Source organism: Acidithiobacillus ferriphilus (assembly GCF_028215975.1).
GTDB lineage: Bacteria > Pseudomonadota > Gammaproteobacteria > Acidithiobacillales > Acidithiobacillaceae > Acidithiobacillus > Acidithiobacillus ferriphilus.
On the sequence record NZ_CP116458.1, the window covers coordinates 964,076 to 984,335 of the forward strand.

At 58.7% G+C, this 20,260-nt stretch carries 21 protein-coding genes; 16 read left to right on the plus strand and 5 right to left on the minus strand.

Going from position 1 to position 20,260, the window contains the following annotated elements; genetic code table 11:
- Positions 1-44 precede the first annotated feature (44 nt).
- On the plus strand, positions 45-1,187 hold the full coding sequence (locus PJU76_RS04750; protein WP_271780701.1) for a cache domain-containing protein: 1,143 nt from the start codon (positions 45-47) through the stop codon (positions 1,185-1,187).
- Here the strand turns inward: PJU76_RS04750 and PJU76_RS04755 are convergent.
- Positions 1,171-1,503: an ArsR/SmtB family transcription factor gene (locus tag PJU76_RS04755; protein ID WP_226854932.1), complete on the minus strand. Its 333-nt coding sequence runs from the start codon at positions 1,501-1,503 to the stop codon at positions 1,171-1,173. The genes PJU76_RS04750 and PJU76_RS04755 overlap by 17 nt on opposite strands.
- A 117-nt stretch (positions 1,504-1,620) precedes the next feature.
- Here PJU76_RS04755 and PJU76_RS04760 point away from each other — a divergent pair, with 117 nt between their 5' ends.
- From PJU76_RS04760 to amrS, 4 genes are all read left to right on the plus strand, one after another.
- Complete coding sequence (locus PJU76_RS04760) at positions 1,621-2,928, plus strand: arsenic transporter (RefSeq protein ID WP_271780702.1); 1,308 nt, start codon at positions 1,621-1,623, stop codon at positions 2,926-2,928.
- 70 nt (positions 2,929-2,998) lie between these two features.
- Positions 2,999-3,826 (plus strand): AmmeMemoRadiSam system protein B, encoded by an 828-nt coding sequence (gene amrB, locus PJU76_RS04765; protein ID WP_271780703.1) that lies wholly within the window; start codon positions 2,999-3,001, stop codon positions 3,824-3,826.
- Positions 3,813-4,415, plus strand: coding sequence for an AmmeMemoRadiSam system protein A (gene amrA, locus PJU76_RS04770; protein WP_271780992.1), 603 nt, complete (start codon positions 3,813-3,815; stop codon positions 4,413-4,415). The genes amrB and amrA overlap by 14 nt, the downstream gene beginning before the upstream one ends.
- Complete coding sequence (gene amrS, locus PJU76_RS04775; RefSeq protein ID WP_271780704.1) at positions 4,408-5,493, plus strand: AmmeMemoRadiSam system radical SAM enzyme; 1,086 nt, start codon at positions 4,408-4,410, stop codon at positions 5,491-5,493. The genes amrA and amrS overlap by 8 nt, the downstream gene beginning before the upstream one ends.
- 40 nt (positions 5,494-5,533) lie before the next feature.
- On the opposite strand, the gene PJU76_RS04780 is transcribed toward amrS, so the two are convergent.
- Positions 5,534-6,286, minus strand: a complete 753-nt coding sequence (locus PJU76_RS04780; RefSeq protein WP_271780705.1) for an MBL fold metallo-hydrolase — start codon at positions 6,284-6,286, stop codon at positions 5,534-5,536.
- A 292-nt stretch (positions 6,287-6,578) separates the two neighbouring features.
- On the opposite strand from PJU76_RS04780, the gene PJU76_RS04785 reads away from it, so the two are divergent.
- Both PJU76_RS04785 and PJU76_RS04790 read left to right on the plus strand, forming a co-directional pair.
- Positions 6,579-7,715, plus strand: coding sequence for a GGDEF domain-containing protein (locus tag PJU76_RS04785; RefSeq protein ID WP_271780706.1), 1,137 nt, complete (start codon positions 6,579-6,581; stop codon positions 7,713-7,715).
- Between the two features lie 151 nt (positions 7,716-7,866).
- Positions 7,867-8,511, plus strand: coding sequence for a phospholipase D family nuclease (locus tag PJU76_RS04790; RefSeq protein WP_271780707.1), 645 nt, complete (start codon positions 7,867-7,869; stop codon positions 8,509-8,511).
- A gap of 6 nt (positions 8,512-8,517) precedes the next feature.
- Here PJU76_RS04790 and moeA read toward each other — a convergent pair whose 3' ends face one another.
- From moeA to mobA, 3 genes are read right to left on the minus strand one after another with little or no spacing between them, the layout of a single operon-like run.
- Positions 8,518-9,756, minus strand: coding sequence for a molybdopterin molybdotransferase MoeA (gene moeA / locus PJU76_RS04795; RefSeq protein ID WP_271780708.1), 1,239 nt, complete (start codon positions 9,754-9,756; stop codon positions 8,518-8,520).
- A gap of 2 nt (positions 9,757-9,758) precedes the next feature.
- Positions 9,759-10,253, minus strand: a complete 495-nt coding sequence (mobB, locus tag PJU76_RS04800; protein WP_271780709.1) for a molybdopterin-guanine dinucleotide biosynthesis protein B — start codon at positions 10,251-10,253, stop codon at positions 9,759-9,761.
- Positions 10,250-10,864, minus strand: a complete 615-nt coding sequence (gene mobA, locus PJU76_RS04805; RefSeq protein WP_271780710.1) for a molybdenum cofactor guanylyltransferase MobA — start codon at positions 10,862-10,864, stop codon at positions 10,250-10,252. Before mobA ends, mobB begins: the two co-directional genes overlap by 4 nt.
- 73 nt (positions 10,865-10,937) lie before the next feature.
- Between mobA and PJU76_RS04810 the strand changes: the two genes are divergently transcribed.
- The 9 genes from PJU76_RS04810 to accD all read left to right on the plus strand — a co-directional run bounded on the left by PJU76_RS04810 (position 10,938) and on the right by accD (position 20,255).
- Positions 10,938-11,495: a hypothetical protein gene (locus tag PJU76_RS04810; RefSeq protein WP_215849191.1), complete on the plus strand. Its 558-nt coding sequence runs from the start codon at positions 10,938-10,940 to the stop codon at positions 11,493-11,495.
- Positions 11,492-12,568 (plus strand): 3-isopropylmalate dehydrogenase, encoded by a 1,077-nt coding sequence (gene leuB / locus PJU76_RS04815; protein ID WP_271780711.1) that lies wholly within the window; start codon positions 11,492-11,494, stop codon positions 12,566-12,568. Before PJU76_RS04810 ends, leuB begins: the two co-directional genes overlap by 4 nt.
- 7 nt (positions 12,569-12,575) lie before the next feature.
- Positions 12,576-13,598 (plus strand): aspartate-semialdehyde dehydrogenase, encoded by a 1,023-nt coding sequence (locus PJU76_RS04820; RefSeq protein WP_271780712.1) that lies wholly within the window; start codon positions 12,576-12,578, stop codon positions 13,596-13,598.
- A gap of 63 nt (positions 13,599-13,661) precedes the next feature.
- A complete protein-coding gene (locus tag PJU76_RS04825) occupies positions 13,662-15,848 on the plus strand; it encodes a FimV/HubP family polar landmark protein (protein WP_271780713.1) in 2,187 nt (728 codons plus the stop codon).
- A 25-nt stretch (positions 15,849-15,873) separates the two neighbouring features.
- The gene (truA, locus tag PJU76_RS04830; protein WP_271780714.1) at positions 15,874-16,677 is read left to right on the plus strand and encodes a tRNA pseudouridine(38-40) synthase TruA; all 804 of its coding nucleotides are present in this window, start codon (positions 15,874-15,876) and stop codon (positions 16,675-16,677) included.
- A gap of 60 nt (positions 16,678-16,737) precedes the next feature.
- Complete coding sequence (locus PJU76_RS04835; protein ID WP_271780715.1) at positions 16,738-17,349, plus strand: phosphoribosylanthranilate isomerase; 612 nt, start codon at positions 16,738-16,740, stop codon at positions 17,347-17,349.
- A gap of 10 nt (positions 17,350-17,359) precedes the next feature.
- On the plus strand, positions 17,360-18,559 hold the full coding sequence (gene trpB, locus PJU76_RS04840; RefSeq protein ID WP_271780716.1) for a tryptophan synthase subunit beta: 1,200 nt from the start codon (positions 17,360-17,362) through the stop codon (positions 18,557-18,559).
- A complete protein-coding gene (gene trpA, locus PJU76_RS04845; protein WP_271780717.1) occupies positions 18,556-19,374 on the plus strand; it encodes a tryptophan synthase subunit alpha in 819 nt (272 codons plus the stop codon). Before trpB ends, trpA begins: the two co-directional genes overlap by 4 nt.
- The gene (accD, locus tag PJU76_RS04850; RefSeq protein WP_215860401.1) at positions 19,371-20,255 is read left to right on the plus strand and encodes an acetyl-CoA carboxylase, carboxyltransferase subunit beta; all 885 of its coding nucleotides are present in this window, start codon (positions 19,371-19,373) and stop codon (positions 20,253-20,255) included. The genes trpA and accD overlap by 4 nt, the downstream gene beginning before the upstream one ends.
- The last annotated feature ends 5 nt before the right edge of the window (positions 20,256-20,260 follow it).

Consider the following 20,260-nt stretch of genomic DNA (forward strand, 5'->3'; position numbering starts at 1 on the left):
TATTTCTTGATCATGATTGAGCATATTTTGGATGGAGAATTAAGATGGCGCGCGAAAATACATTGACTCGGGAATTCTTACGGCACTTCATACCCGCAGTATTGCTTAATGCTTTGTTGGTGCTTGGTATTCTCGCATTGGGACAGTATTTGCTGATTCGTCAGGCGGAAGATCAGGAGCTTTCTGCCATACGCAATGAGTTTCATCAGTTAACAGCGGGTTATGCGCAGCAGGTCCTTGGCGCTGCCAGCGCTCTGGCAGGCAATCCAGGAGTGGTGGCTGCCTTTGCTACCGCACCTTCTGCGAGTCAACGTACTCAACTTGGCGCAGAGTCCGATAGCTTGTATCGCGTGCTCAAGTCACAATACGGCCACGCCGTCGTGGTGTTTATCGCCAACCAGCATGTATTGTATCGCGCTAATAAACCAACATTTTTTGGGGATCATATAATCCCTCGTCCAGATATCTCTCAGGTAATAAAGACCGGCCTGCCAGTGGCCAGTCTGGGACTGCTGAAGCTTGTTGGCTATTCTGTAAGTGGTGTCGCTCCTGTGCTTTCTAGTGACGGTACTGCGATCGGGGTTGCGCAGGTCAGTTTGCCCATTGCCTCGTTATATGGCCGCATATTGCATGATATTCCAGGGAGCGGTATTGCTGTCCTGATCCATCACAACGCTGCTTCGCCTGATGATGTTAATGGAAAAATGCCGGGAAATAATTTGGTTAGCTATGTTAGCTCTCCTGATCTGCAGGAATATATTGCCCAACATCCCCATATGCTGCGCGCGAACTACAGTGGCATAGCCAGGCTTAAGGATGGTGAGTTTTACCATCTCTTCGTGATGCCTCTGACGGGATATGATAAGAAACCGCTGGGCCTGGCCGTGTTTGGTTACAACGTAACAAGCACGCTGCGCATCGCGGCGATTACGCTCGGTGCATCTCTAATCTTGAGTGCTTTGGTATTTCTTTTGATCGGACTCAATCTGAAACGCTTTGTCGAGCGGCGCATTCTTGCTCCAGTAGTGGAATTGGCGCAGCGGCTGCGGGCAATTTCTCTGGGAGAGCGATTGGAACAATCGCTAGAACAGACAGAAACGAACGAGATCGGCATTCTCCAAACAGCAGCCGAGCGACTGCGCAAGACCTTGCTGAACATGCTGAGCCATATTAAGAAATCTGACTAGCACAATTTTCCTCTGCGTTTGGCACTGTCTGCATTGATGGTGCCACGCCCGCTGTGCAGCAATTTTCGCTGAGATAGGCCACCAAGGTCCAGACTACGGGCATGACCGCGCGATAACGTTGGTGGCGCCCCTCCCGCTGTACCGTGACCAGTCCTGCATGTTGCAGAGACTTGAGATGGAAAGAAATACCATTGTGCGTTTGCCCCAAATGCTCGGCAATTTCGCCAGATACCAAGCCTACAGGCTCCTGCTCCACCAAGAACCGGAAAATATCCAGCCGTACCGGCGACGCGAGTGCCTCCAAGCAAATTACCATTCGATTCCGTTGTTCTGTGGCATCCATAAATCAACTCACGAACTTTCGTGGAAGTATTGACATGAACTGACCGCTCGTCAAGACTACGCGCTGAATCTTCTGCGGAGCGACGGGCCCATGCTGGCGGTACTGATCTTTCTGGCAACGTTGATATTGGTGATCTGGCAACCCAAGGGGCTGAGTATTGGCTGGAGTGCCATGGGCGGGGCGGCGCTGGCGCTGGCGACTGGTGTCATCACCTGGAGTGATATCCCCGTAGTTTGGCACATCATCTGGGACGCCACTTTTACCTTTGTGGCCCTCATCATCATTTCGCTGATTCTGGATGAAGCGGGTTTTTTTCACTGGGCGGCGTTGCACGTGGCGCGTTGGGGTGGTGGGCGGGGGCGGCTCTTATTCCCGCTGATTGTTATCCTCGGCGCGGCCATCGCTGCAGTCTTTGCCAATGATGGCGCCGCCTTGCTCCTGACCCCGATTGTGATGGCCATTTTGCTGCAACTGGAGTTCACCCCGGCCGCCACCTTTGCCTTTGTCATCGCCACGGGTTTTGTCGCCGACACCACCAGCCTGCCGCTGATGATTTCTAATTTGGTTAATATCGTCAGCGCCAACTATTTCAATATTTCATTTGATCGCTACGCCCTGGTGATGATTCCGGTAGATCTGGTGGCGTTGGCGACGACGCTGCTGGTGCTCTGGATCGCATTTCGGCGGACGCTGCCACAGCATTACGGCACGGCGCACCTCCCGGAGCCGGCAACGGCGATCAAAGACCATCTGGTGTTCCGTGCCAGCTTCCCGGTGCTGATTTTGTTGCTCATCGCCTATTTTGTGACCGCGCAGTGGCAGATGCCCGTCTCTGTGGTCACTGTTACGGGTGCCTTGATTCTGCTTGCCCTGGCTGGCCGCTGGTTTCAGGGTGGGCGCGGCGCGCAGATTCCCATACGTAAGGTTTTGCAGGAAGCGCCCTGGAAAATTGTGGTCTTCAGTTTGGGTATGTACCTGGTGGTGTACGGGTTACGTAACGCCGGACTGACGGGCTATGTGACACAGGCCCTGCTTTGGTTTGGCGCGCATGGGCGGATCGCGGCGGCACTGGGTATGGGTTTCCTGGCGGCACTACTTTCTTCGGCGATGAATAACATGCCAGCGGTATTGGTGGGCGCACTGGCCATTCACCACGCGCCAGCCGCAGCGGATCCCATGATTCACGAGATCATGGTCTACGCCAATATCATCGGCTGTGATCTGGGTCCGAAGTTTACACCCATCGGCAGTCTCGCCACCTTATTGTGGTTGCATGTGTTGGGTCGCAAGGGGGTCACCATCACCTGGGGCCAGTATATGAGGATTGGGCTGCTGATCACACCGCCGGTGCTTTTGGTGACTCTGCTGGCGCTCGCCTGGTGGTTGCCGCTGGCTTGAAAAAATCCTTTCCCATCCTCATGTAGTGTGATATGGAGGTGTTGGCCTTATAGCGGCCGGGGGGTATTTCATGAATCTCGTCAGACCGGCAGCGGTGGCCGGCACGTTTTATCCTGCCGAGGCTGCCGTTTTGCGGACCGAAGTAGGGCGTTTGCTGGCCAGGGCTGAACATGCCGGTGACGTGGCGGCTGTCTCATGGCCCAAGGCCATTATCGTCCCTCATGCGGGCTACATCTACTCGGGAGCGGTAGCCGCTTCCGGTTACGCCCTGTTGGCCAAGGGGCGGGGGCACATCCGCCGGGTGGTGCTTCTGGGGCCGGCGCATCGTGTGCCATTCCGCGGTCTCGCTCTTCCTGGGGTCCAGGCCATGCAAACGCCGCTGGGTAATGTCGCGGTGGATCCGGCGGGGGCGGAGGCACTGGCCGGGTTGCCCCAGGTCCGGGAAATGCCGACCGCGCACGCCCAGGAACATGCCCTGGAAGTACAATTGCCTTTTATTCAGGAAGTGCTGGATGGCGTCAGCATCATTCCTCTGGTGGTGGGAGATGCCCGGCCAGAGGCGGTGGCGGAGGTTCTGGAGAAGCTCTGGGGTGGCGAGGAGACAGTCATCGTTATCAGCTCCGACCTCTCTCACTACCATCCCTACGCCGAAGCCCGTGCGATAGACCGCCATACGGTGCAGGAAATATTGCACTTCGATTCCACACCCATAGACCACGAGCAGGCTTGCGGCGCTACGCCCATCAATGGCTTCCTCCCGGTCGCCCGCAAGCACCACCTGCACCCACGTCTGGTGGGGCTGTGTAACTCGGGTGATACGGCGGGGTCCCGTGATGTGGTGGTGGGCTATGCCGCGGTAGCTTTTTACGGAGAAAACCGTGACCATGCAGGATGCTGATGAAAAGACCAGTGGGCTTCCACCGGAAGCCGGGAAATGCCTGTTGCATTTGGCCCGCGCTACGATTGCCGGGGCGTTGGGTTTGCCCGCCGAGTTGGCGGCTGTTCCGAACTGGGCGCAGCGGCCCGGTGCGACCTTTGTAACGCTGACTGGACCTCAGGGCCTGCGAGGCTGCATCGGCAGCCTGCAAGCCTACCGTCCCCTTGGGATGGACCTGCGCGCCAATGCCCTGGCGGCGGCCTTCGAGGACCCGCGTTTCCCGCCGCTGGGCGCGGAGGAGTGGTCACAGATGGAGGTGGAGGTTTCATTACTTTCTTCGCTGCAACGCATGCATTTTGACAGCGAAGAGAGCCTGTTGCAGCAAATACAACCCCATCAGGATGGGCTGGTTTTAAGCCATGGGGTGCATCGCGGCACCTTTCTCCCGCAGGTATGGGACGAACTCCCCCAGCCACGGGAATTTCTGCGTGCGCTGAAGCACAAGGCGGGCCTGCCTGCGGATTTCTGGTCTGTAAACATAGAGGTGTACCGCTATATGGTCGAGAAATGGCGTGAAGGGCCGACCGTAGACAGAAAGAGCGATGGATAAAGAAGCGCTTATAACGCATCCCGGCCGCTACTGGCATAATCTCGCAGATGGACGCATTCAGTGTGACCTCTGTCCGCGCGATTGCCGCCTGCAGGAAGGGCAACGCGGGGCTTGCTTTGTGCGGATGCGGGAGGGCAATACCATGGTCCTCAGCACCTATGGGCGTTCCTCGGGTTTTTGCATGGACCCCATTGAGAAAAAACCCCTGAATCATTTTTACCCCGGCAGCAGTGTGCTCTCTTTCGGTACGGCGGGCTGCAACCTGGCCTGCAAGTTCTGCCAGAACTGGGATATTTCCAAGTCTCGCGAGATGGACCGGCTCCAGGACCAGGCGAGTCCTGCGGGCATCGCGGCAACTGCCCTGTCGCTGGCTGCCAAAAGTGTGGCCTTTACCTATAATGACCCGCTTATTTTTGCCGAATACGCCATGGATACGGCGGATGCCTGCCATGCCGCCGGCATTAAGACCGTGGCCGTTACCGCTGGCTACATCCATACGCAGCCGCGGGCGGAGTTTTTCGCCAAAATGGACGCAACCAACGTCGATCTCAAGGCCTTTACCGACGAGTTTTACTTCAAACTGACGGGAGCGCATCTGGCTCCCGTGTTAGAAACACTGGAGTATATTGTCAAGGAAACTCAGACCTGGCTGGAAATAACTACGTTGCTTATCCCGGGTCATAATGACTCCGAGGCGGAAATCCGTGCGGCTGCGGAATGGATTATGGAGCATCTGGGTCCTGACGTACCGCTTCATTTCTCCGCTTTCCATCCCGATTACCGGATGTCGGATGTGCCCGCCACGCCGACAGATACCCTGGTGCGGGCACGCCGCGTGGCCATGGCGGCGGGTTTGCACTATGTCTATACCGGAAATGTGCATGATCAGGAGGGCGATAGCACTTTTTGTCCCGGATGCGGGGCGGCATTGATCGTCCGCGACTGGTATCAGATATTGTCTTATCACCTGACTCCGGAGAGTCGTTGTCCCCATTGTGGCCACTCTATTGCCGGACATTTCGAGGCCCGGCCGGGGAGTTTCGGACGCAAGCGCATTCCTTTACGCATCGGGGCTTGAGTGGTGGCCCGCCAAGTCCATAGCCCAGAGCTCAGATCTATTATCCCTGTGGAGAGGGGTCACACAAACGCCGCATATTCTCTGGCAGCTCGGTAGGGCACTCACCGCAGTGTCGGTTGGCGGGTACCGCATAATCTATTTTTTTTGGATAGGCCAGATTCAGGTTCGCCATGATGTCCTGGAACTCTTTCACGCTTTTGCCCGCCAGCCGGGGATTCCGCCCTTTTTCCTGTGCCACAGAAGAAACGTGTCGATGCTGATAATCGTGCGCTGGATAGATCAGGGTTTCGTCCGGCAGGCTGAATAACTTATCCCGGATCGACCGATAAAGAGTGGCTGCATCGCCATTCTGAAAGTCGGTGCGTCCGCAGCCATCAATCAGCAGCGCGTCGCCCGTAAATACTCGTTGACTATCGCCCTCACTCAGCAAATAACTATGGTGGGTGTCGGTGTGTCCGGGTGTGAACAGTGGAGAAAAGGTGAGGCTGCCTACTCTGAATGCTTGTCCCTCCATGGTCCCAAAATCTGTGCAGGGAAGCTGGTCCATGGTCGGACCGGCAATCCGGCTTCCGACAACCGATTTGAGCTTGTAGGCGCTGGTGACATGATCGGCATGAATGTGGGTCTCCAGGGTGTAGACCAGGTGCAGACCCAGCGCCTGAAGCACTTGCAAATCCCGCTCCATGGTTTCCAGTACGGGATCCAGCAGGATCGCCTGTCCCGTCTGAGTACAACCGAACAGGTAGGTATAAGTAGAAGATTCCGCTTCAAACATCTGTCGAAATATCATCATGTGTCTCCTTTCTTTCAGGGCAAGTCAGGGATTCGCCATGTGCTTAGAAACTGGTCATTTCCTCGGCAGTGCTGATCCAAAAGGATAGCCTTCATCGCCGCAGGGGCTCAATCCCCGCTGCTGGATGGATATGTCTTGGAATAAAGGTGATAATTTGGCGCTATGTCAGGCTGTATACGTGAAAACATCCGTATGTGCTCGGATGGGCCGCCTAGCTCGCCCCCACTACGTCATCCTTTGCCAGAGAATATGCTAATTATGAGGTTTCCACGACTATCCACCGGCCATGCGCATGCCCGATAACGCCATAGTGGCAGCCGTGCCGCGTTCCATACAATCGTTTCTCCTCCTGGCCCCGGGAGAATGGCGAGATCTCTTTTCCAGTCTCAATCATCCTTATCTTTTCCAGCGCGAACGGGCGCGTTTCATCCTCTCCCGTGTCCGTATCATTGCCGCTCTGCTGGCAATTCTCGCTCCATTCCGGATCGCTGTAGATGATCTGCTGCTCCCGCATCCTCTGTTCATCCTTCTCGATAGCGGACGGATTCTCGTGGCCGTGGCATTTGCCGTATTGGCCTTTTTTTGCAGGTGCAGTCCGACACAGCGGCACGCCCGGTTGGCTATGGTCATACTCTTTTTGATTCCCGCTTTTTTCTTCCTTTTTTCACACGCATTACTTGCCCATTCCCGGCTTAATGGCGCGGCGGAATACTTCGATAAGTATACTTATCTACCCTTTATACTCATGGCGAGTATCGGGGTGTTTCCCATGGTTCTGTTGGAAACCCTGGCTTTCACTCTTTCTCTCCTTACGGTTTTTGCACTGCCCTTATGGCTGCGGCAGGACCCTCGAATTCTACCAGAGCTCATTGACCTGATGCTGGTAGCCAGTGTTGCCACCCTGGCCGCCATGAGCCAGCTTCAGGGCATGAAAAGACTCTTCGTGCAATCTTCTACGGACCCCCTGACCGGGTTGTTTAACCGGCGCGCTGGCGAAGAGCTGTTGACCCTGTTGTTTGCTCAGGCCGAGCGCCATCCCCATTCACTCTCTATCGCCATGCTGGATGTGGATGACTTCAAGGGGGTTAATGACAATTGGGGTCACGAGGCAGGGGATCGGGTACTTCAGGAGGTGGCACAACTGCTGCAATCCGGGGTACGGACGGGCGATGCCGTGATACGGTGGGGTGGTGAAGAGTTTGTGATAGTGATGCCCTATGCGAATTCCGGGCAGGCTCAGGCGCGCCTGCAGGTCATCCTCGATGGACGCACCGTGCAGAAGCCGGACGGGCAACCCATAAGGATGAGCGGGGGCATCGCCGAATTGCAAGCCGAAAACGGCAAAAACTGGAGCGACCTGATCAAGCTGGCCGACAACCGTATGTACCAGGTCAAAATCAATGGAAAGGGCCGAATTGTCACGGAATAGCGATCTGCATGCGTCAAGCGTGCCGGCCATAATAAGCCATCAGGCGAATCCCGTGGTGACTGAGCCCTATTGCCAATGCCGCGAATCCCAGCAGGGCAAAGGTGAAATCCAGCAAATCGTGCGGATGAATGTAAAAGGAAAATCCAGGTCAATGCGCGGTCCGCAGCGGGCGAGCAGTGTGCTGGTTTATGGACTGTTGCTGGCATCTATCGCTGCCGCAGCACACGCTGACAGTGCTGGTACCTGGCAATCGTTAAAAAGTTGGGGCCAAAATCAGTGGGCAGCGACCACCGCCACGGTGCCGCGCCTGCCCGCGACAGTGCCGGCGCAGGGGACGATTGAGGTGGCCTTCTCGCCGCCGGGCGGGGCGACGGCGGCTATTGTGCAGGCAGTTGGCGAGGCGAAGCAACGGATCTGGGTGCAGGCCTACAGCTTCACCAGCGCGCCGATCGCCAAGGCCGTGCTCAGCGCCGCCAAAAGGGGGGTCGAGGTGAAGGTGGTGCTGGATAAAAGCCAGCGCACCCAGAAATATTCGGTGGCCGATTTTTTCGCCAACCAGGGTGTGCCTGTTTACGTTGATGACCAGCACGCTATTGCCCATAACAAGGTGATGGTGATCGATTCGGGGACGCTGATCACGGGCAGCTTTAATTTCAGCAAGGCGGCAGAGCAGGCCAACGCCGAGAATCTCCTGATATTTCGGGGAAATCCCGCACTACAGCGGCTCTACGCTGACAACTTCCGCTTTCATCTCAGCCACTCGACGCCCTACAGGGCGCGTCATGGTCTGGATTAAGCCAGCCTAGACGAGCCCTTCCAGCAACTGTATGTCGACCAGGCTGCCGGCCTTGGCATGCTCCGCTTCGGCCGCGAGAATGATCAGACAGTCGGCATGGGCCATTCCACTCATGATATGGGAGGCCTGCTGACCAATCCCCCTTACCTGTAGCCCGGTGGGGGTCAGCAGCAGCCGACCGCGCTGGAAATCGGTGCGTCCCCCCTTTTTTTGGAGATCCTCTGCCAAAGGAAGCTGTACCAGCGGAGCGATCCAGGGTGCCGCTTTGCCCATGCGCTTGAGGATGCTGGGGCGTACAAACTGGTAAAAAGTCACCATGGTGGAAACGGGGTTGCCGGGCAGACCGAAGAAGGCGGCGTTGCCGAGTTGTCCGAAAGCCAGAGGACGCCCGGGTTTCATGTTTATTTTCCAGAAATTGATGGTGCCGAGGCGACCGAGAAGTTCGGCGATGTAGTCGGCGTCGCCCACGGAGACGCCGCCGGTGCTGATCACCATGTCGGCCATGGTTGCGGCGCTGTGCAGGACCTCTTCGATCTGCTCAGGATTGTCGACGATACGCCCGAGATCAAGGATTTCACAGCCGAGGCGTTGCAGCATGCCGTGCAGGGCGTAACGGTTGCTGTCGTAGATTTGTCCTGGACCCAGCGCGCCGCCTAGTGGGCGCAACTCATCGCCGGTAGAGAAAAATGCGACCCGCAGACGGCGATACACGGTGAGTTCAGCAACGCCCAGACTGGCGAGCAGCCCGATTTGGGCGGGACGCAGCCAGGTTCCGGCTTCCAGGGCCAGGGCCCCGGCCTGCAGATCCTCACCGGGCTGGCGGATGTTCGCTCCCGTCTTGCTGACCACCTGCGGAGTGACCTGATCAGCGTGGACTTCTGCCTGCTCCTGAATGAGCACGGCATCCGCGCCTTCCGGGACCACGGCACCGGTCATGATACGTACACACTCACCGGCACCGACATGCCCCTTGAAGGGATGTCCGGCAAAGGACTGGCCGATGATGCGTCGTACGGCATCGCCGTCAATGCTGCGCAGGGCGTAGCCATCCATGGCCGAATTGGACCAGGCGGGCACGTTGGCAGGGGCATGAATGTCCGTGGCCAGTACCCGTCCCAACGCATTGCCGAGATGGATGCTTTCGGTACCTTGCACCGGCAGGCTGGCCGCGAGGATGGTATCCCGTGCATCGGCGACACTTTTAGCCAGGGAATCATGTTCGTTACCACCACAACAGTGAGCCATGTTTAATCTTCCTTTTTTATCCATTGCCGGATGAATTGCGCGATGGCGGATGGCGTATTCAGGTCCAGTTGAACGCCGGGAATGTCCAGAACGCTATCTGTCGCCACGGCCATGATGCAGGGGTCATCCGCCGCAAGCAGGGGACGCCCGAGACTTGGCCGATGCACTTCGATTTTCGGCACCGCCAGTGCCTTGTTTCCCTCTAACAGGAGAAGGTCTGGCAGTGGTTGCAGGCTGGCGCTGATGGTCTCCAGGTTGACTTCCGCCGGCGCGGGTCGGCTCATAAACCAGCGTTTCGGACCCTGCAGTAATACGGTATCTGCACCTGCCTCCCGTAAACGATAACTGTCTTTTCCCGGTACATCCCAGTCCACATCATGATGAGTCGACTTGACGACGGCGACCTTCAGTCCATATCCGCGCAGCAAGGGAATCAGGGCGCAGAGCAGGGTGGTCTTACCGCTACCGCTATATCCTACTACACAGAGCGTTTTCATGTCATATCCTCTGGATGATTGCAGTTACGCAGCAAGTCGGCGGGCAGGGTAAGACCGGCAAAAGAGAGGTCCTGGAACCAGCCTTGCGCTCGCCGCCCGCCGCCGTCCAGATAACGCTGTAGCTGGGGCAGCAGAGCGCGGCGACACAGACAGATGACTGCGTGCCAATGGTCGGCGCTGCGCACTACCACCAGGTCATGTCCGCCTTTGGCCTGCCACATACGGCGCACGATATCCTGGGGTAAATAGGGGCTGTCTACCGGGATACTGGCTACCCAGGCTTGTGTCGCGGCACGCATCCCGGCGGCCAGGCCCATGAGCGGACCCTGAAAATCTGCCAGCGGATCAGAGACGAGCGGATACCCCCATTGTGCATAACGCTCCAGATTGCGGTTGGCGCTGATGACGATGTCGGTACAATCCCCGTGCAGGATGGCGATGGCCTCCTCAATCAGGGGTTTTCCCTGCCAGTCCAGCCAGCCTTTATCCGCCCCACCCATGCGCCGACCGGCGCCACCGGCCAGAATGATTCCGGTGACCGGTAGCCGTTGGTGTGCGTTCCCTGCGTTGGGTCTGTATAAGGGGGGGGGGGTGCTGATGGACGGGTTCACGGGTGTCGTGCCTTGCTGGTAATGCCTATGCTATCCTTCCACAATTCTTTTCTGAGTAAAACCCGGAGCGGTTATGTGGAATTGGTTGCGGGGCAGGACGGAGCCTGTCGCCCCGCCTAGCGGAGTCGTGATAGATGCGGGTATCCCGGCGCAGGACCGGGTGGCGGAACTCCCCTTGCCGGAGCCCCTTTTTATCCTGCACTACAACGGCTTCCGTTTGTTTCCGGAAAACCCCGAACTGCGTCGGATTCTGCTGGAGACGGCGCGGAGCGGTGATTTCCTCCGGGACATGCCGCGCGTTAGCGCCCAGCAATTGGTGGCAAAGGCCGGATTGCGGGTGCGCTTTGGCGTGGATGCTGACACCGTGGCGCGTTTTTTTCGGGTGCTGCACGCCGAGATTACCCGGCGCATGTATGTGGAAGCCGCCCGGCAGCGCGAAGGCGCGGTGGGACTGCGCCTGACTCTACTGAAACCGGAAACGGCCACGCCGGAAGATCAGGCCATTGTCAACGCCGATACCCATGGTCTTGGGGCCGGGGTCTATCCCTTTACCCATATTCCCGAAAACCCCCATCCGGGGACGGAAAACCCTTTTATTATTCGCGTCGTGATGAAAAAGGATCTGGTATGAAAAAAATAGCCATTTTCGCCGGTGACGGCATCGGTCCGGAAATCGTGGCAGCCGCCCGGCAAGTGCTGGATGCAGTGGATCAGGCCGCCCATCTTGGCCTGCGTTGTACCGAAGGCCTGGTGGGCGGGGCCGCGCTGGATGCCAGCGATGATCCCTTGCCAGCGGCCTCTTTGCAATTGGCCATGGCGGCGGATGCAGTCATTTTGGGTGCGGTGGGCGGCCCCCGCTGGGACGCGTATCCACCCGCCAAGCGCCCGGAACAGGGACTGCTGCGTCTGCGCAAAGGCCTGGACCTTTATGCGAACCTGCGTCCCGCGCAGATTTTTCCGCAGTTGCTGGATGCCTCGCCCCTACGCCCGGAGCTGGTGCGCGACGTCGATATCCTGGTGGTGCGCGAGCTGACCGGGGATATCTACTTCGGCCAGCCACGCGGTCTGGAAGTCATCGACGGCAAGCGCCGCGGCTTTAACACCATGGTCTATGACGAGGATGAAATTCGCCGTATCGCCCATGTGGCCTTCCGTGCTGCCCAGGGGCGTCGCAAGCAGTTGTGCTCGGTGGACAAGGCCAATGTCCTGGAGACCACGCGTCTGTGGCGCGAGGTGGTCACCGAGGTGGCGCGGGACTATCCCGATGTGCAGCTCAGCCACATGTATGTGGATAATGCCGCCATGCAATTGATCCGCGCCCCGGCACAGTTCGACGTGCTGCTGACCGGCAACATGTTCGGCGACATTCTTTCCGACGAGGCCAGTCAGTTGACCGGATCCATCGGCATGCTGCCCTCGGCTTCACTGGGCGAGGGTCGGGCGATGTATGAACCCATCCATGGCTCGGCGCCGGACATCGCCGGGCAGGACAAGGCGAATCCCCTGGCCACGATTCTATCCGTGGCGATGATGCTGCGGCATTCCCTCAACGCCGAACCCTGGGCGCAACGGGTGGAGGCGGCAGTGCAGCGAGTGCTGGATCAGGGCTTGCGCACTGCGGATATCGCAGCGCCGGGAACGCCGGTAATCGGCACCAAAGCCATGGGTGCCGCGGTGGTCAACGCCCTGAACCTGAAGGATTGATACGCAGATGCAAAAATCACGATACAACGTGGCTATTCTGGGAGCTACCGGAGCTGTTGGTGAGGCCATGCTACAAATTCTCGAGCAGCGGAAGTTTCCGGTGGATAAACTCTATCTGCTGGCCAGCAGCCATTCGGCGGGGGGGCGCCTGTCCTTCATGGGTAAGCAGGTTCTGGTGTGCGATGCGGCGACTTTTGACTGGTCGCAGGCCGATATCGGGCTGTTTTCTGCCGGTGCCAAGGTCAGCGCGGAGTATGCCCCAAAGGCAGTGGCCGCCGGGTGTGTGGTCATCGACAACACCTCTCAGTTCCGCTACGACGACGAAATTCCGTTGGTGGTGCCCGAAGTGAACCCGCAGCGGATTGCCGATTACCGGCGCCACGGCATTATCGCCAACCCCAATTGCTCGACTATCCAGATGCTACTGGCGCTAAAACCCATCGCCGACGTGGCGGGCATCGAGCGCGTGGTGGTCGCGACTTATCAGGCGGTCAGCGGTGCGGGCCGGCGGGCGATTGAAGAACTGGGGCAGCAAACCCTGGCGATTTTTCGTCATGAAGAGGGTGTTGCCGAGGTCTTCCCCAAGCGGATTGCCTTCAACTGTCTGCCGCAAATAGATGTTTTTCAGGAAAACGGCTACACCAAGGAAGAGATGAAAATGCTTTGGGAGAGTCGTAAGATCCTGGAGATTCCAGATATCGCGCTGACCGCCACCTGTGTGCGAGTGCCCGTGTTTTACGGCCATTCCGAAGCAGTCAATGTGGTAACCCGTGAACTGATTACGCCAGAGGCCGTCCGCACGTTGTTGGAGAAGGCGCCGGGTGTCGTTGTCGTCGATGATCGCAGCAACGCTACCTGGCCCTCAGCGTTGGATGCGGCGGGGCAGGATGCCACCTATGTAGGTCGCATTCGCGGCGATTGCTCCCATGAACGTGGAATCAATTTCTGGGTGGTGGCCGACAATATTCGCAAAGGGGCGGCGCTGAACAGTGTACAGATTGCAGAGTTGCTGGTTCGCGACTATTTATAGGGATGTTATGGGCAATCCCATAGTTTGCCGAGTTGCGCGTCTGTTACCAAAACGAGGAAGATAATGATGGATAGGAAGAACTGGTTGTGGGTCATGGCTGGCATGGGTCTCCTCTTGCCGGGCATGGCGCAGGCGCTGGGGCTTGGCGGGCTGCATGTGCTTTCGGCGCCGGGAGAACCCTTTCGTGCAGAGATTTCCATACAGTCGTTGAATCCGCAAAGTGAAGCTAGTCTCAGTGCTGGTCTGGCACCTGCCAGCGCCTTCGCAATGATCAATCTTCCCAAGGCGAGCGTGCTGGATCATTGGCACTTTACGGTGCGAAGTGGCGATAGACCGGCCATATTGATCAGTAGTCCACTGCCACTGACCCAGCCAGCGCTGCATTTTCTGGTGCAGATGGATTGGTCGGGAGGGCAGATGGTACGTGAATACGCCGCATACAACGCTGGAGCCAACGTTGTTTCCGCACCCCGAACCATGATGATGTCTGCTCCGCAGCACAGCACCCCGCCGACAATGCCGCAGCCCGACCGCCACGCAGTACCTGCCCGCATCTATCATGGTTGGTCCAGGGTGAACCGTTATGGCCCGGTGCCGGTCAATGGATCTCTGTTCCAGGCGGCTCAAGATATCACACGCAGTAGCGCGGTCACCCTTGACCAGGTCATGGCCGCTCTGGTGAAGGCCAACCCGCGGGCCTTTAAGGGCGGCAATCCTGCATATCTTTATGCCGGAAGCATGCTGATGGTGCCCAGTCTGGCACAGGTGCAGTCCGTTTCGCCCGCGCAGGCCAGCGCTTGGTTGTCTGCTCAGCGCGCAGGAAACAGTGCGTCTGTTGCTGCTGCGCCTGCTGCAATGCCCCCCGCTTCTGTACCGACCGCTGCTGTGCCAGCAGCGGTGAAAACCGCCGGCAACTCGACGCATCTGGTACTTTCCAGTGCGCCTGCGGCTAGCGCTGCTGTAGCCAGCGCCACATCTGTTGCCACAACAGGTCAGTCGCCGATGGCGGATACGGTACTTCGTGATGACAAGCAAAAATTGATGGCCGAGGTGGCCAGCCTGGGGCGGCGCCTGAACGCAGAGACGCGGCTGCTGGCCAGTCAGGAAGCGCAACTCGCAACCCTTTCCCGGACGACGGATAACAGCGGATTTTTTAATGACTTTCCGCTGCTCGTATCGGTGGGCGGCAATATTCTGCTGCTGCTTTTGTTTCTCTGGATGCTGCGTCGTCAAAAAGAGGCGGAACGGCGCCAGCGCGAGATTGCGCAGCGAATTTCTACTTTGAGCGCAGCACCGAAAGGGGCGAATCCGCAACCCCAGTCTCCCACGCCGGTGCCTAGTGCGGCGCCTGCGCCTACCCCCGTTGTATCGTCTCCGTCGAGTATCCAGCCTGCCGCGGTCGGCACACCCGTACACGATGCCCTGCCAAGTCGTGCCGTATCTGCAAATCATCCGGAGGAAAGCGCCAAGGATGCATACGTCGGCGCGGAAGTCGATCCGCTTGAACAGGCCGACCTCTACCTGACCTACGGTAAGGCGGAACAGGCAGTTTCCGTGCTCAATGAATCTCTCGAAGCGAACCCACGGCGTAAGGAGCTGTACGTCAAACTGCTCGATATTTATGCCAATCTGGATCGCCATGAGGCGTATCTGGACCTCGCTGAACGCATGCGGGGGCGTTTCGGACCGCATAATGCTGTGTGGCAGGAAGTGGCCTTGCAAGGGGCACGGCTTTTCCCCGGCAATGCGCTCTTTACCGGCTCCGCGGAGGAGACGACGGCGATGGTTTCCGAACCCGTCAAGGAGACATCGTTGCCTGCCGAGCCTGTGGAAGAGTCCGCGGCACATGCTCCCTTGGATGTGCTGGATTTCCACTTTGGCGATGCTCCAGTGGAGCCGACTGCCGCGGCAGAAGAAGCATTCCCGCCGGAGGAGAAAGCCCGGCTTCTGCAAGACATTGACGAGCAATTCCGGTTGATGGATGAGACACGCGAGACCAATGAGACGCTGGATATCGATTCAAATTCAGAAGGATCGCTCGCCGCGTGGGAAACTCCAGCCGCCGGGGAAATATATCCTGCCAAGGATGATGTTGCGGATTGGGATGCGGTCGGTACCAAGCTCGATCTGGCCAAGGCCTATGTGGAAATGGGAGAGGGCGAATCGGCGCGCGATTTGCTCATGGAAGTGACGCGGGAAGGCAGCAGCGCTCAGCAGGAAGAAGCCAGGCAGTTGCTGAAAACGCTTTAAGCCGCGCTTGGTGATGGAATCCGTTATGCCAATGTCTGGCACCCGCTGGGCCTTGGGGCTTGAATACGATGGCCATGGATTCTGTGGCTGGCAACGCCAGTCGGATCAGGAAAGCGTGCAAGGTGTTCTGGAAACAGCGCTGAGTCATGTGGCCCAGTGTCCGATCACCGTCATTGTCGCCGGGCGTACCGATACGGGGGTGCATGCCCTGTGTCAGGTGGTGCATTTTGACAGCCCGGTCGTGCGTCCCCCCGAGGCCTGGGTACGTGGTGCCAACACCTGCTTACCCAAAGGCGTGGCACTACGTTGGGCCCAGGCTGTCCCGGACCATTTCCACGCCCGTTTTTCCGCCATGGCGCGGCGTTATCGTTATATGATTCTCAATCAGCGTGAAAAACCAGCATTATGGCGGAACCACACGGCTTGGATATATCGCCCTTTGGATGTGGAGGCCATGCAGGTGGCAGCGCAAACCCTACTGGGCACCCATGATTTTTCCGCCTTTCGCGCCTCTGCCTGTCAGGCCAAAAGCCCCATACGGAATTTGTGCCGACTGCAAGTCACGCGTCGGGGCGATCTGATCGCCATTGATGCCGAGGCTAATGGTTTCTTGCATCACATGGTGCGTAATCTTGCGGGAGTGCTGATTGCCGTAGGCAAAGGTGACCGACCCGCGGACTGGGCAGCAGAGGTGCTGGCCAGTTGCGATCGCTGTCAGGCCGGCGTTACGGCCCCACCGGACGGCCTCTATTTTGTGGCGCCGCGTTACCCTGCGGAGTTCGGGCTGCCGGTGGATGCGGTGGACGCCGGTTTCTTGATGGGGCATTAACGGACGCGACCGGATAACCGCACTCATGCTTTCTGCATGCCGCGGTGTTAGAATGCGCTGATGGTACGTATCAAGATATGCGGTATCACGAATGCAGCGGACGCGCGCGCGGCGGCGGCCGTCGGTGCGGATGCCATCGGACTGGTATTCTATCGAAAAAGCCCGCGGGCTTTGGATGCTGCGCGGACCCAGGAAGTCCTCACTGCCTTGCCGCCCTTCATCACCCGTGTTGGCCTTTTTGTCAACGCAGATGCTACCGAAGTGGCCGCAACTCTGCGGCAATACCCTTTGGATGTCCTGCAATTTCATGGCGATGAATCACCATCCTTCTGTCGCAGTTTTGACCGGCCTTATATCAAGGTAGTGCGGGTGACGGCGGCGCAAGATCTGCGACCCGCGGTGGATGCTTATCATGACGCGCAAGGACTATTGCTGGATTGCGCAGTGCCAGGAGTCTGGGGGGGGTCGGGCCAGAGCTTCGACTGGTGGCGGCTATCGGATCTGGGTAAGCCCTGGATTTTGGCCGGCGGGCTGAACGCCGGAAATGTTGCCGAAGCTATCGCCATCGCCCGGCCTTATGCGGTAGATGTGAGCAGCGGGGTGGAGATGTCGCCCGGACGCAAAGATCATGACAAAATGGCACAATTTGTTGCGCGGGTGCGCGGTGCCTGAGGGAGAGAAAATGGAAACTTATGCTTTGCCGGACGCATTCGGGCACTATGGGCCTTACGGCGGGCGTTTTGTTGCAGAAACGCTGATTCCGGCGTTGGCGGAACTGGAGCACGCGTACCAGGAGGCGCAACGGGATCCGGAGTTTCGTGCCGAGCTGCACAATGAGTTGCGTCAGTTTGTCGGTCGTCCCAATCCGCTCTGTCATGCGGCGCGTGTCTCCAGGGAACTGGGGGGGGCGCAGATTTACCTCAAGCGGGAAGACCTTAACCACACCGGTGCACACAAAATCAATAATGCCGTCGGTCAGGCTCTGCTCGCCCGGCGTATGGGCAAAAAACGGGTAATTGCCGAGACGGGCGCAGGGCAGCATGGCGTAGCCACAGCGACGGTAGCGACCCGCTATGGTATGGAATGCTTGGTGTATATGGGCGAAGAGGATATCCAGCGGCAGTCCAGCAATGTGTTTCGCATGCGTTTGCTGGGCGCGCGGGTGGCGGCGGTAAGCAGTGGTACGCGTACCCTGAAAGATGCGCTCAACGAAGCCTTGCGTGACTGGGTAACCAATGTCGAAAGCACTTTTTACGTAATCGGGACGGCCGCGGGACCGCATCCTTATCCGGTCATGGTGCGGGAATTTCACCGGGTGATCGGTGACGAGGCTCGATCCCAGTGCCTCGAACTGACAGGACGGCTCCCCGATTGCCTGATCGCCTGTGTGGGTGGAGGCAGTAATGCCATCGGTCTGTTTTATCCCTTTATCGAAGATAAGGCGGTGCGGATGATCGGTGTCGAAGCGGGCGGGCTGGGACTCGGCACCGGACAACACGCCGCTCCGCTGACGACGGGGCGCCCAGGGGTACTGCATGGTAACCGGACCTACCTGATGGAAGATGAAGACGGCCAGATCCTGCCGACGCACTCCATCTCGGCGGGGCTGGATTATCCGGGGGTGGGGCCTGAGCATGCCTATCTGAAGGATACCGGGCGGGCAGAGTATGTGGCCGCTACCGATGCAGAAGCGCTGGCCGCCTTCCATCGGCTGTGCCGCACAGAGGGCATCATCCCGGCACTGGAAAGCGCTCATGCGCTGGCCCATGCCTTCCATCTGGCGCCGACCATGCGCCCTGATCAGACCATCATCGTTAACCTGTCCGGGCGAGGCGATAAGGATATTCATACCGTCGCCGCTCTCGAGGGGATTCATTTATGAGTCGTCTGGCCGGGTTGTTTGCCCAACACCAGGATGCGGGTCGTGCCGCCCTCATTCCTTTTATGACGGCGGGTGACCCCTCGCTGACCGCGACCGTGCCCCTGATGCACGCGCTGGTCGCTGTCGGAGCCGATGCCATCGAACTGGGGATGCCCTTTTCCGACCCCATGGCCGATGGTCCCAGCATCCAGCGCGCCAGTGAGCGGGCGCTGGCGCGGGGGGTGAAGCTGCGCATGGTCCTGGAGTGGGTGCGCGAATTTCGCATGACCAACAGCCACACGCCCATCATCCTTATGGGGTATTTGAATCCGGTGGAAGCCATGGGTGTAACCTTGTTCGCCGAGGCCGCCGCGACGGCGGGGGTGGACGGGGTCATCCTGGTCGATCTGACTCCGGAAGAGGGACGCGGTGAGGCCGTCGTTCTCCAGCAGCACGGTATTGATCCCATTTTCCTGCTGGCGCCGACCAGCGGCCCGGAACGCGTGGCGACCGTCCGCAGTATGGGTAGCGGTTTTGTGTACTATGTTTCTCTGCGCGGTATTACCGGCGTAACCCAGGCGGACTGGGCGGAAGTCTTGCAACGGGTACAGGACCTGCGTCGGCAGTTGGGTCTGCCCGTGGCCATCGGTTTTGGCATTCGCGATGCGGCGACGGTGGTACGGGTGGCGGCCGGCGCCGACGCGGTGGTCGTCGGCAGCGCACTGGTCGATCAACTGGCGGAGTGCGCGACGGATCAGGAAGCCATTGCGGCGGCCACCCGCTTTATCGAGCCGCTGGCCCAGGCCGTGCGAACGACGGAAAGGAGAGGCGTATGAGTTGGTTCGATCGGGTGCTGCCGCCCAAAATAAAAAAGGCGCCCATAGCGACCCCCAGCGCAACCGAAAATAAGCGTACCGTGCCCGAGGGCTTGTGGTCCAAGTGCCCCACCTGTCAGGTGGTGCTCTACCGCACGGAGTTGGAGGAGAACCTTTTCGTCTGCCCCCACTGCGGACACCATCAGCGGATCAGTGCCCGGCAACGTCTGGATTTTTTCCTCGATGCGGAGCCCCGCCTGGAGATCGCGAAGGAATACGTCCCGGTGGACCCCCTGCGCTTCAAGGATCAGAAGCGCTATAAGGATCGACTGCAGGAAGCCCAAGCCAAGTCCGGAGAGAAAGATGCCCTGGTGGTGATGCGCGGCCTCCTCAAAGGGCGCCCGGTGGTGGCCGCCGCCTTTGCCTTTGAATTTATGGGCGGGAGTATGGGCTCGGTGGTGGGCGCCCGCTTTGCCAAGGCGGCGGAGACGGCGCTGACGGAACGTTGTCCACTGGTCTGCTTCAGTGCCAGCGGTGGGGCACGGATGCAGGAAGGACTTTTTTCCCTGATGCAGATGGCCAAGACTTCAGCCGCCGTGGAGCGACTGGCCAAGGCGGGGATTCCTTTCATCTCGGTGCTCACCGACCCGACTATGGGCGGTGTTTCTGCCAGCCTGGCCACTTTGGGGGATATCCTGATTGCGGAACCCAAGGCCTTGATCGGCTTCGCCGGACCGCGGGTGATCGAGCAGACCATCCGTGAAAAACTGCCGGAGGGTTTTCAGCGCTCGGAGTATTTGCTGGAGCACGGCGCCATTGACCAGATTGTCGATCGTCGCCAGATGCGCACGGTGGTGAGCGAGATGCTGAGGATGCTGACTCATGCCGAGAGCGCGTATTAAGCGCC